Here is an 11,748-nt window from a genome sequence, read left to right on the forward strand (position 1 = left end):
ACCGTAAAAACCGCATGGAATCAAGAAAAATCGGCTTTTTCGCACCCGATATTTTACGAAATTTTACGTTCGGAAACCTCGCTTCGGCTGAGCTTCTTTGCAAGCCTTGCACTGTCAATCAGACAGGATAATTCTTCGCTGTTCAGCGCCATTGTCGCTTCTCCATCCGACGACGGCCAACGGAAATGTCCGCGTTCCAGCCGCTTGAAATACAGCCAGAAGCCGTCGCCGTCCCATTCAAGTATTTTTATGCGGTCACGGTTTCGGTTGCAGAAAACGAACAGCGCATCGGCGAAAGGGTCCAGAGAAAAGCTCTGCTGCACAAGCGTCATCAGCCCATTGATGGATTTCCTCATGTCCGTGCATCCGCAGCACAGATACACGGGCTTTTCGTCGAAGCGCATCACAGCGACCTCAGTACGCGGCAGACCTTCGCCAGCAGTTCCAAATCCGTCGAAGCAGTTACCTTGATATGACAGCCGCCGATTTCGATGGTCAGTATACTTTCGGCAGCAGCGGCAAGTTTAGGCTCCTCAAGCTGCGTCCATCCGTTCGGCACAAGCCCACCCTCGCCGCCTTGTTTCTCCAACAGCCCCCTACAGGCAGCTTCCCGTACTTTCTTCTGTCTGTAGTAATAGGTGGCTTTGCTGATTCCCTTTTCTTCGCAGAATGCGTTTACGGTCTGCCCGCTGGCTATCCGTTCTTTTACCTCTTCACCCCAGCCCGACAGCCGGAACCTCGTCACAATTTTTTGTGTATCCACTCAATTCACTCCAATTTGCTTCAAAACACTTCTTAGAGCGTTTTGAACTCTTTTGAAGTAAATTGTACCCTTTCTGACGCCTTTCCTGCAATGTGACGGCCGGGTTGACGGTTACAGATTAAACTGGATAAACCAATTGTAATTGCAGCTAGTGAAGCCAACCGTGTGAATAAAATTGAGAAGAAGATAGAAGAAAAGGTGACAAAATATAATGGCACTATACCGTCGCGAATCGTCGGAGACCTTATTCGCTATGGCTATGACGGCAGAAATTCTTCGACCCTATTTGAAATGACAGTAAATGATATGTTTAAATTATTGGGATATGAATCTGAGCATCTTGGTGAAGGAAAAGGACGTGTCGCAGATGTAATTTCAAAGTACAGAAGCCATTTGTATGCGAAATCATACGGACTTATCATCGACGCAAAAGCTTACGAAAAGTACAACTTCCCAGCAAGTGATATCAGAAAGATGAAAGAATACATTTCTTTGCATGGAGAACAACTTCTTGCAGATAGAATTCCAAGACATGCATTTGCTTTTGTAAGCATGGATTTTACTAATGACGAGACTGCATTAAGCGAAATTGCAAACGATACGGCAGTCAATAGAACATCAATAACAGTTGATACCCTTTTGGAACTTGGGGCTATGGTGGCAACGCAACAAGTGAATATTGCTGATATTTATGATTGGTATGTAACAAATAAAAGGTTTTCAATTGCGGTATAGGCTAAGTTTTGCCTACGTGTTTGGCTGCTTTTAAAAAGTATAAACCACAAAGTCATCTGGCTTTGTGGTTTATTTTATCTAATAAAATCAAGCATTGGATATAAGTCAAAATGGTAAAGGCATTTTTAAAGAAGATATATCGATTTATGGTCGTATCCTTGCAAAAAAATATGCGGCGCGTTATGGTGGTATCAGAAATTCAAGAAGGGGGCCGATACTATGAGGCTGATACTGAAAATACTCGTCGCTCCGGTCATCGTGGTGCTGACCGTTTTCGTCTGGATCTGTGCGCTGGTGCTCCGCTGTTCGGCCATTGTGTTCGGCCTTGCAGGAACGGTCCTTGGCATCTTCGGTGTGCTGGCGCTGATCACTCATCAGGTTACAAACGGGATCATCCTACTGGTGATAGCATTTCTCGTCAGTCCATGCGGAATCCCCATGGCGGCGGCGTGGCTGCTCGGCAAAATACAGGATTTGCGGTATGCGATTCAGGACCGGGTTTACGGCTAAAAAGAGTCTAGAAATTAAATGGCGCAGAGTTTTTGGAAAGCTCCGCGCCATTTTATCAATTGTAAGGAGTCTACGTATTAAACATAATGGGAACTTCAAGATCAACGACTGTAATTCCCGGCTTCTTATCTGTTTTGACCCATGGATAATATTCATATCTCAGGAACTTGTCGTCCTTATATATCTGCCTGAACTTGACCATCTGTATCGTCATTTTTAATCGTTTTCTCTACATAGTCCAGCATGCCTTCCAATGCGTCATGGTAGAACATCTCCACATCGTCTGTTTTCTTTGCGATAAAAACATAGCCGACGTCCTCCTTTTTCTTATACACGACAAGAATCCGTTCGCCCTGCTTATTATCGTAATAGGCATACTTCTCAGCGCCGTCTGTGTATTCAGCGTGATATTTAACTTTGAGTCCTTCCTTTCTTGCCATGAGGAACAGGACGTATGAGTACAATTCCCGATTGATGGAGTTCGTCTGTGTCCTCGTAAGAAGCAGGATATCATCGCTGTTATTCCTCCGAATGAATTTCTGTGAGCTCATGAACACCCATTCATTCTGAGGATCTTTTTTACTAGCGTCATTCGTATACACACAGTCAAGAATCTCCGGGAGCTTTACAAAGTACTGCTTCCACCTGTCATCTTCATCAAATGTCTTCCGATCGATGATTTCTTGCAGCTGCTCGGTTACCGGCCTGTCAACGACAATATCGTCCATCAGCATTTTCAGATAATCACGCTTCCCGGTGTTGTCATCTCTCAGAAGTCTCTTGAAGCCATAATCACGATCTGTGTTATCCAAAAAGCTCTGACGTGCCTTTCCCGGAGGCAACATATAGCTGTATTTGCCGCCATAGCACAGCAAAGCTCTTCTGAACAGTGCCTTATCTTCAATTTCGCTACGAACACCATCCGTATCAAACGGCAGGGTGATCTTACCGAGGTAATTCATGAAGGATGCATAATAGCCGCTTTCGCTGTTAACACCGGACAGAATCTGCGCGTCCTCCGGCAGTACAACAGCATCCTTATCTTGCTCTTCATACTGTTTAAGTAGTGAGAATCGAAATTTTCAAGAAGCATAACCTCCAGGAATGACGAGAAGGAAAATATGTACAGCGCCAATTGATAATCGTTTAAGCGGGCCATTGTCTTGTTTAATGTAGCTTTGACTTCCTGATCGCTATGGAACAGAGTTTTTTTACTGAGCGCCTTTGTAAGCTGCTCACGATAAAGTATAATGCTCTGCTCAGCCTCGCGCTTAATATCCTGAACTAAAATATGTTTGTGGTCTTTGTATTTATCGTTGTCCCAATTGAATTTATAGTTGTTCAGAACATCAGCTAACACATTAAGGTTACCCTTGAGCTTTGCTTCCTCTTTCAATTCTAAGAAGGCAAGTATCTCTTTTTGCGCTTCATGGATAGCGTCTAGTTTCTTTTCAACCGCCATAATAGCTACTGCCATACAAAGCATAGTTGGATCAAGTGGTATCTGCGTCATTCTAGCAAGACCGCCACCAACGCCACCATTGGCTGCTTTAAGATTACCAATAAACTGACCGCCACTTTGAAACATAGTCTTTCCCGCAGTATTAACAAAGTACAGACCACTTTGTCCAGCACCGCTCACTGCATAGCTTACAAGCTGTGTTAAGGGTTGGAAAGCTACACCCAATGCAGCTGCTTTCTCAATAGGGAACTTCTGCGTTTCAGTCATATCGATATTCATTTTTACAAGCTCTGACGGAGGATAATATTCAACATCCATCATTGCTTGAACAAGTGCGTTTTTATTTTCCATTATGGGTTCCTCCTATATCAAGTCTATAACAGCGCTTGCAAATTTCGCGTTTTTCTCTGACATCTATCCTATAGCCTACATCCAATCCGACCACACAACCCCGCCAAATTCAAAAACCATCAATCCTGTACACTCGCGGAGCCAAAAAAACACAAAAACATCTATCTTGACCACACGCCGAACACCGACATCAATATCGTCCACTCGCGTCCGAAATTGGCCCTCTGGACTGATTACCTCAAAGCGATATTTTGGCGGTTTCGGCTCACCGGTTTTTTGCCCTCAAACCCCGAAAGCACCAGCATTACAAGGGCACTGAAAAAGTCCGATTCTCGATTGAGAATTGGACTTTTTCTTGCATATATGGTATAATTATTCATAGAAACGAGGCAATGGGGGAAGTAAAGTGCTGCGAGATAATAGTCAGATAAAAATGTCATTATCCCCTTATCAGGGGCTGTATGATATTGTTGTATCAGAAGAACATATACTGAGAAAAATCAAAGAAAGCATAGATTTCAGCTTTGTGAACCCAATGTTGCGAAAGCAGTATTGTGAAAATTTTGGGCGTCCGGCTAAAGAACCCGAAATGATGTTCAAGCTGATGTTTCTGAAGAAAGTGTATGACTTGTCAGACGAGAAGTTAATCAGCAGTGCGCAGACCGATATGGCGTATAAGTATTTTCTTAATTTAGACCCGGAAGCCGAAATGATAGACCCCAGCTTACTCACAAAATTCCGGAAGACCCGCATAACGGAAGATATACTGGATGAAATGTTGCGCGAAATGATACGCCAAGCAATCGAAAAAGGGCTGATAAAATCCACAGCGATTATTGTGGATTCGACGCATACTACGGCAAATGCCCGCCCCAAAACCGTCACACAGGTATTGCGTGATTTGAGTAAACAGCTGCGGCGTGAAATATACCGTGAGATGATAGAGCTTTCGGAAAAGTTCCCTGAGAAGCCAAGTGAAACCGCCGAATTGGCGGACGAGATTCAGTATACTTATCAGTTGCTGGAAAATATTGGCGAAGATATACTGCAAAGTGAAAAGACCGGTTTAATTGAATTATATGAGCGTATAAAGGAACTGTTGGACACGGATCGCATACGTGAGATTCGCTCAAAAGCCGATGAGGATGCCCGTTTCGGACATAAAACGGCGACCAGCACATTTTTCGGGTACAAAAACCATCTTGCAATGACCGAAGAACGTATTATAACAGGGGTTAAAGTCACGCACGGCGGAGAACCGGACTGTACCCAATTGCCGGTTTTACTTGAAAAAGCCATAAACAACGGTGTAGCTGTAAAAGAAGCCATTGGCGATATGGCCTACGTCAGCAAGGACAACCTTGATGTTTGCGAAGAAAAGGGCGTGACACTTTACGCGAGAACGAACTCCGCTGTTGCAGCGGCAGCTGCAACGTCGCTTGATGAAGGATTCTCATTCAACAAGGACGCCGGACTACTTCAATGTCCGGCAGGTGAGCTTGCGATGCGGGTTGAGAAAAGGACAGCAGAAAACGGGAACACATATCTGAACTATTTTTTCAGTAAAAAAAAGTGCCAGAAATGCCCGATGTGTGGGCAGTGCCGTATGGGGAAATCAAAGGGAAAATGCTACAACATTACGCAGCCAAGCGAGAAGAACCGACAAAGACTTTCGTTTGAAAACAGCGACGCTTTCCGGGAGCGAATGAAAGTCCGGCATAGAATTGAAGAAAAGAACGGGGAGATGAAAGTGACCCACGGCCTCGGCAGAGCCGATTCCGTGGGTCTTGCCTCTATGCGATTGCAAACATATTTTACGGCTTTTGTGGTTAATGTAAAGCGGATAGTCAAGTTAATGGATCCAAATCCGGCCTGATTATGGCTGTTTTTTTGGTTTCCTCGGTGATACTCGTTTTTTGTATTAATTTCTCTGATGTTTATTCGAATATTTATACACCAAAAAATCCTCGGTTTTAAAAACCAGGGATTTTTCAGTGCCCTTGCATTACCGGGCTTTTCGCACACCCATCAGTTTACCCTAGACATCAATACCACGCACTCAACGTGCTCAGTTTGTAGAGACATGTCCGCCATTCTATAGAATTGATTATTCTTATATCCGTTCTCATAAGTTGCCCATTATTGCTATTGTTTACACTGAACCGTAAACTTTATGATAGCTTATTTCTATTCGGCAAATTATTACATATATTATAGCAGATTAAATAACAATTTGTAAGGTGTCCACATGCCTGTGCCTTAAAAAGAAATATTCGAGATTAGCTGGTCATTTCCTGCATGTTTTTCAGGAAGCTCTTTATAGCTTCCTTTTTATTTTATAGGGAGGAGTGTTTATGGCAACAACGCGGCTGATGCCGCTGCATACCGGCAAGGGCCGGAACGTCGGAACAGCAATTAGCGACATCATCGACTATGCAGAGAATCCGGAGAAAACGGATTACGGCAGGCTCATCACCGGCCACGAATGCGACAGCCGCACAGCCGACGCCGAGTTCCTTTTTTCCAAACGGCAGTATGCCGCGCTCACCGGCAGAACGCGCGGTGCGGACGATGTGATTGCTTACCATCTCCGACAGTCCTTTGTCCCCGGCGAGGTCACGCCGGAGGAAGCAAACCGGATCGGCAGTGAGCTTGCCAAACGCTTTACAAACGGGAACCATGCTTTCATCGTCTGCACCCACATCGACAAACACCACATTCATAATCATATCATTTGGAATTCCACGTCCCTCGACTGTACCCGGAAATTCCGAAACTTTTGGGGAAGTACCAGAGCCGTACGGCGGCTCAACGATACGCTGTGCATCGAGAACGGGTTGTCTATCGTGGAAAATCCAAAGCGTCGCGGCAAGAGTTACAACAAGTGGCTGGGCAATCAGGCAAAGCCCTCAAACCGGGAGCTTTTGCGTGTGGCAATAGACGCGGCTTTAGCTCAAAATCCAACCGATTTTGACGCGCTCCTGAAGCTCTTGCGGGACGCCGGATATGTAATCAAATCGGGGAAAATTCCCGCCCTGCGCGGAAAGAATCAAAAGCGGTTTATCCGGCTGGATACGCTGGGCAGCGGCTACAGTGAAGCGGAGCTTCGGGCCGTTCTTTCCGGCGAAAAGGTACATCAGCCGCGCAAAAAAATCGTCCTGCCCGCGCCAAATAAAAAGATCAATTTGCTGGTGGATATTCAGGCCAAACTTCGCGCCGGAAAAGGCGTTGGTTACGAACGCTGGGCCAAGATATTCAACCTCAAGCAGATGGCTCAGACAGTAAATTATCTGACCGAGCACAACCTGTTGGAATACGATGCGCTGGCCGCTAAAACGGCTTTGGCAACCGCCCGGTACAATGAGCTTTCCACACAAATCAAAGCGGCTGAAAAACGGATGGCCGAGATCGCCGTTCTGAAAACACAGATCATCAATTACGCCAAGACCCGCGACACCTATGTTGCCTATCGCAAGGCGGGGTATTCAAAAAAGTTTCTTTCGGAGCATGAGAGCGATATCCTGTTGCACAAGGCGGCGAAGAAGTCATTTGATGAGCTGGGTGTAAAAAAACTCCCTACCGTCAAGAGTTTACAGGCCGAATATGCGGCGCTTCTGACAGAGAAAAAGGCGGCTTACGTTGATTATCGCAAGGCCCGCGATGAGATGAAAGAGCTGTTGACCGTGAAAGCAAACGTCGATCATCTGCTTGGCCCCGACAGGCGCGAAGCGGAGAAAGAAAAAGAGCATGGGCAGCGTTGAGTTGTCCATGCTCCCGGAAGCGTCCGCAGGACGCGTAGCCGCACAATTTATTGTGCGATCAGAGGGGATTGGGGGCACTGCCACCAACAAGCAATTTCACGGTTTTCGCGTAAGCGAAAAATTGGGAAATGGGCATCGTGGGTACCACGATGCATTGCTTGCTACTTTTGTTTCTTTCTTAATCAGCGCCCATCTGAAAGCCTTTCAAATGGGCGCTGATTTATGATTATTCTACCGTGATAACAGAGACGGGACAGTTATCCCGTGCTTCCGTTGCCGTGTCTTCCGCAGATTCAGGAACAGGGTCCGCGCAAACCTCCGCGCGCCCGTCATCAGCCATCCGAAATACTTCCGGACAGGTTGATGTGCATAATCCGCAGGAAATACAGCCCTTTCTGTCGATTGTTGCGTTCATATGCCAAATCTCCTTTTTTAAATCAGGCATTCATAAACAGCTTGATGTCATCGTCAACTGTTCCCACGCCTGCGATTCCGAATTTTTCAATCAAGACCTTTGCCACGCTGGGCGACAGGAAACCCGGCAGCGTGGGGCCTAGGTGGATGTTCTTTACGCCCAGGGACAGCAGCGCCAGCAGGACGATGACGGCCTTTTGCTCGTACCACGCAATATTATAAACGATGGGCAGGTCGTTGATGTCGTCCAGCCCGAAAACTTCCTTGAGCTTGAGCGCGATGACAACAAGCGAATAGGAGTCGTTGCACTGCCCAGCGTCTAGAACTCTTGGAATTCCGTTGATGTCGCCCAGCTTCAGCTTATTATAGCGATACTTCGCGCAGCCAGCAGTGAGAATCACAGTGTCCTTCGGGAGCTTCTCAGCAAACTCGGTGTAGTATTCTCTGGACTTCATGCGTCCGTCGCAGCCAGCCATCACAAAGAACTTTTTGATCGCACCGGATTTAACGGCGTCAACAATTTTGTCAGCCAGAGCAAACACCTGGTTATGGGCAAAGCCGCCGACGATGCTGCCGGTCTCAATTTCATCGGGTGTGGGAAGAGTCTTGGCAAGCTCGATGATTTTGGAAAAGTCTTTTTTGCCATTTTCGTCCGCTTCAATGTGCTTGCAGCCGGGATAGCCGGTGGAACCCGTGGTAAAGATTCTGCCCCGGACCTCTTCGCTTCTGGGCGGGACGATGCAGTTAGTGGTAAACAGGATGGGACCATGGAAGGATACAAATTCATCAAGCTGTTTCCACCAGGCGTTGCCGTAGTTGCCCGCAAAATTTTCGTATTTTTTGAAAGCCGGGTAATAATGGGCGGGCAGCATCTCGCTGTGGGTATACACATCCACGCCGGTGCCTTTGGTCTGCTCCAAAAGCTGTTCCAGATCGGTCAGGTCATGGCCGGAAATCAGAATTGCGGGATTTTTACGGACACCGATATCGACCTCAGTAATTTCAGGATTGCCGAACCTTGATGTGTTGGCTTCGTCCAGAAGGGCCATGGCCTTTACGCCGTATTCGCCGGTTTTCAGCGTCAGTGCGACCAGATCGTCAGCGGTGAGGGAATCGTTCAACGTTGCCGCAAGTGCTTCGTAGATAAAGGCGTTGATTGCCAAATCTTCTTTTCCAATGTTCTTCGCATGTTCGGCGTAGGCCGCCATGCCCTTAAGGCCGTATGTGATCATCTCGTGAAGAGACCGTACGTCCTCGTTTGCGGTTGACAGCACGCCGACGGTAGTGGCTTTTTCCAGCATAGACGCTCTGGAGCTTACCGTGAAAGTGGCCGCGTCGTGTAAACCTGCGGAAGCAACGGTGTCCCTTAGCTTATCTCTGATGGCGATCATTTTCATGATCTGCTTTTCAATAGAGCCGTCGTCGAAGTTCGCATTGGTAATGGTCATGAACAGGCTGCTGAGAACTTCATAATTTGTCTCGCCGAGGCTTTTGATATCGAGCTTCCCTTTGACTACGATCTGCGAGATGCCTTTGAGGGCATAAATCAGAAGATCCTGAAGCTTCGCTACTTCTTCGGTTTTTCCGCAGACGCCGCGCACTGCGCAGCCCTTTCCTCCGGCGGTTTCCTGACACTGATAACAAAACATGCTCATTTTGCTTCCTCCTTTAAAATTCAGTCTTCAACAGGTTCGAATTCGTCTTTGCCGACAAAACAAATCGGGCACTGCCAATCATCGGGTAAATCTTCAAATGCCGTGCCGTGCGCGATGCCGCTGTCGGGATCACCAAGCGCAGGATCATAGATATACCCGCAGGGAATACACCTGTACTTTTTCATCCGAGTTCCTCCTTCGTTTTCTCAGCTTTTCGGAGCGGGCGCTTTTACGACAATTAGTTCCAGCGTTTCGTCATGCACATTTCTGACATTCATTTTAGTTTGAAACGGGATTTTCAGCAGAGTCCCGGCTTCGTACTCATGGATTTCCTGTTCATCAAGGTCGATGGAGAGCCGTCCGCGAATGACGGTCATATACACGTTTGAATTGGTAAAGTGTTCCGGCAATCCCTCGCCTTTGTTAAACACCATGTGAAGGTAATGAAGGTTTTCGTCAAATATGACTTTTTCTATCACTTTTTCATTGGTTTTGGACAGTTTATACTCTTTTTCTATCATTATGATTACCTCCTGTCAATCAAGAATTTTCCCATCGGTTGAAATCGTCACTACTTGCCAAGGAATGAACTTGCCGCTGTTTTGAAGCGCCCTTTTTACCGCGTTTTCGATCCCGCCGCAGCAGGGGACTTCCATTCTGACGATTGTAACGCTTTTAATGTTGTTGTTTTTAATGATCTCCGTGAGTTTGTCGCTGTAATCTCCTTCGTCAAGCTTGGGGCAGCCAATCAGGGTCACTTTGTTCCTGATAAACCTGTTGTGAAAATCGCCGTAAGCATAGGCCGTACAGTCGGCGGCGACCAGTAGATTGGCGTCCGCGAAATACGGAGCATTGATCGGCGCAAGTTTGATTTGGACGGGCCACTGTGACAACTGGCTTTTGTTTTCGCTGATATTGGAATGGACGGCCTCACACTTATTTTCCCGATGGATGGATTTAGATTGTGTGCCAGGGCATCCGCAGGCCAACGTTTCTGCTTGCTGGCTCAGCTTGCTTTTCTTCACGGCGGCTTCATCGTATTCTTTCGCTTCGCGTTCTTCGAAACTGATAGCTGCTGTCGGGCAGGCCGGCAGGCAGTCGCCGAGGCCGTCGCAGTAATCGTCGCGGAGAAGCTTGGCCTTTCCGTTTATCATTCCGATTGCCCCTTCGTGACAGGCTTTTGCGCACAGTCCGCAGCCGTTGCATTTCTCTTCATCAATTCTGATAATTTTTCGAATCATGTTCCGTCCCCCACTTTCAAGTTGTTGTTGACTTTATGGTTTGAGTTTACTATTCTTAAATCAATAAGTCTGTTGGAATTCCAACGAAAGAGGATTTTATGAGAAATTATTTGGATGTATTGAAAACAGTACAATTATTCAGAGGCATTGAAGAGGCAGATTTGCAGCCGCTTTTGTTGTGCCTGGCCGCGAAATCGGTTCGTTTTGAAAAAGGGCAAACCGTATTTTCCAGCGGCGAAAGCATCGAAAAATTCGGCATTGTTCTATCGGGACAGGTTCAGGTCGTTCAGGATGACTATTACGGAAACAGAAGCATCCTCGGAAAAATTGACATTGGAAATCTGTTCGGGGAATCCTTTGCCTGCGCGGAAATAAAAATGCTTCCGGTCAGAGTAATCACAACGACCGAAAGCGAACTGCTATTTATCGACTGTCACAGGCTTGCCGTTCCATGCGCCAGGGCGTGTGCTTTTCACGGCAAGCTCATTCAGAATATGCTAAGCATTATAGCCATGAAAAATATAGCGCTGACGCAGAAAATTGAATTTACGTCAAAGCGTACCACTCGCGAAAAGCTCCTTGCCTATCTCTCGGCCGAAGCGAAGAAAGCAGAAAACACCCGTTTCAGTATTCCTTTTAACCGGCAGGAACTCGCGGACTACCTTTCCGTCGAGCGCAGCGCCATGTCAGCCGAGCTTTCAAAGCTCAGGGACGACGGCGTTCTAAGGTTTCACAAAAATCAGTTCGAGCTGTTACAAACGACCGGTGCAGTCGTCAGTCTCAATGATACCTCTGACCTTAATGATAAAATGAACTGTATTTTTCTTCGCAATGAATGAACATGATTATGGTACTG

At 46.6% G+C, this 11,748-nt stretch carries 15 protein-coding genes; 6 read left to right on the plus strand and 9 right to left on the minus strand.

Going from position 1 to position 11,748, the window contains the following annotated elements:
- Positions 1-53: 53 nt before the first annotated feature.
- Positions 54-404, minus strand: coding sequence for an IS66 family insertion sequence element accessory protein TnpB (gene tnpB / locus QBE55_06805; GenBank protein ID WZL77303.1), 351 nt, complete (start codon positions 402-404; stop codon positions 54-56).
- Entirely contained in the window at positions 404-763 is a 360-nt protein-coding gene (locus tag QBE55_06810; GenBank protein ID WZL77304.1) for an IS66 family insertion sequence element accessory protein TnpB, read from the minus strand. The genes tnpB and QBE55_06810 overlap by 1 nt, the downstream gene beginning before the upstream one ends.
- 165 nt (positions 764-928) lie before the next feature.
- On the opposite strand from QBE55_06810, the gene QBE55_06815 reads away from it, so the two are divergent.
- Together QBE55_06815 and QBE55_06820 are read left to right on the plus strand one after the other, a co-directional pair.
- Positions 929-1,498, plus strand: a complete 570-nt coding sequence (locus QBE55_06815; GenBank protein ID WZL77305.1) for a restriction endonuclease FokI C-terminal domain-containing protein — start codon at positions 929-931, stop codon at positions 1,496-1,498.
- 219 nt (positions 1,499-1,717) lie between these two features.
- Positions 1,718-2,008 carry a CD1845 family protein gene (locus QBE55_06820; GenBank protein WZL77306.1) on the plus strand — a complete coding sequence of 97 codons (291 nt, stop codon included), beginning with the start codon at positions 1,718-1,720 and terminating at the stop codon, positions 2,006-2,008.
- A gap of 176 nt (positions 2,009-2,184) precedes the next feature.
- On the opposite strand, the gene QBE55_06825 is transcribed toward QBE55_06820, so the two are convergent.
- Complete coding sequence (locus QBE55_06825; protein ID WZL77307.1) at positions 2,185-2,970, minus strand: hypothetical protein; 786 nt, start codon at positions 2,968-2,970, stop codon at positions 2,185-2,187.
- The gene (locus QBE55_06830; GenBank protein WZL77308.1) at positions 2,967-3,821 is read right to left on the minus strand and encodes a hypothetical protein; all 855 of its coding nucleotides are present in this window, start codon (positions 3,819-3,821) and stop codon (positions 2,967-2,969) included. Before QBE55_06830 ends, QBE55_06825 begins: the two co-directional genes overlap by 4 nt.
- Before the next feature lie 406 nt (positions 3,822-4,227).
- Here QBE55_06830 and QBE55_06835 point away from each other — a divergent pair, with 406 nt between their 5' ends.
- From QBE55_06835 to QBE55_06845, 3 genes are all read left to right on the plus strand, one after another.
- Positions 4,228-5,697, plus strand: a complete 1,470-nt coding sequence (locus QBE55_06835; GenBank protein ID WZL77309.1) for an IS1182 family transposase — start codon at positions 4,228-4,230, stop codon at positions 5,695-5,697.
- 478 nt (positions 5,698-6,175) lie between these two features.
- Entirely contained in the window at positions 6,176-7,582 is a 1,407-nt protein-coding gene (locus QBE55_06840; GenBank protein ID WZL77310.1) for a relaxase/mobilization nuclease domain-containing protein, read from the plus strand.
- The gene (locus QBE55_06845; protein WZL77311.1) at positions 7,569-7,808 is read left to right on the plus strand and encodes a hypothetical protein; all 240 of its coding nucleotides are present in this window, start codon (positions 7,569-7,571) and stop codon (positions 7,806-7,808) included. Before QBE55_06840 ends, QBE55_06845 begins: the two co-directional genes overlap by 14 nt.
- On the opposite strand, the gene QBE55_06850 is transcribed toward QBE55_06845, so the two are convergent.
- Genes QBE55_06850 through QBE55_06870 form a run of 5 tightly spaced genes read right to left on the minus strand, consistent with a single transcriptional unit; the run spans position 7,809 to position 10,892 of the window.
- Positions 7,809-7,997: a ferredoxin gene (locus tag QBE55_06850; GenBank protein ID WZL77312.1), complete on the minus strand. Its 189-nt coding sequence runs from the start codon at positions 7,995-7,997 to the stop codon at positions 7,809-7,811.
- Between the two features lie 22 nt (positions 7,998-8,019).
- Positions 8,020-9,651 (minus strand): hydroxylamine reductase, encoded by a 1,632-nt coding sequence (gene hcp, locus QBE55_06855; protein WZL77313.1) that lies wholly within the window; start codon positions 9,649-9,651, stop codon positions 8,020-8,022.
- 20 nt (positions 9,652-9,671) lie between these two features.
- Positions 9,672-9,836: a rubredoxin gene (locus QBE55_06860; protein WZL77314.1), complete on the minus strand. Its 165-nt coding sequence runs from the start codon at positions 9,834-9,836 to the stop codon at positions 9,672-9,674.
- A gap of 21 nt (positions 9,837-9,857) precedes the next feature.
- Positions 9,858-10,172: a cupin domain-containing protein gene (locus QBE55_06865; GenBank protein WZL77315.1), complete on the minus strand. Its 315-nt coding sequence runs from the start codon at positions 10,170-10,172 to the stop codon at positions 9,858-9,860.
- A gap of 15 nt (positions 10,173-10,187) precedes the next feature.
- Entirely contained in the window at positions 10,188-10,892 is a 705-nt protein-coding gene (locus tag QBE55_06870; GenBank protein WZL77316.1) for a 4Fe-4S binding protein, read from the minus strand.
- Positions 10,893-10,990: 98 nt separating this feature from the next.
- Here QBE55_06870 and QBE55_06875 point away from each other — a divergent pair, with 98 nt between their 5' ends.
- Positions 10,991-11,731 (plus strand): Crp/Fnr family transcriptional regulator, encoded by a 741-nt coding sequence (locus tag QBE55_06875; protein ID WZL77317.1) that lies wholly within the window; start codon positions 10,991-10,993, stop codon positions 11,729-11,731.
- Positions 11,732-11,748 lie beyond the last annotated feature (17 nt).

The sequence above is a fragment of the Eubacteriales bacterium mix99 genome, from assembly GCA_038396605.1.
GTDB lineage: Bacteria > Bacillota > Clostridia > Caldicoprobacterales > DTU083 > UBA4874.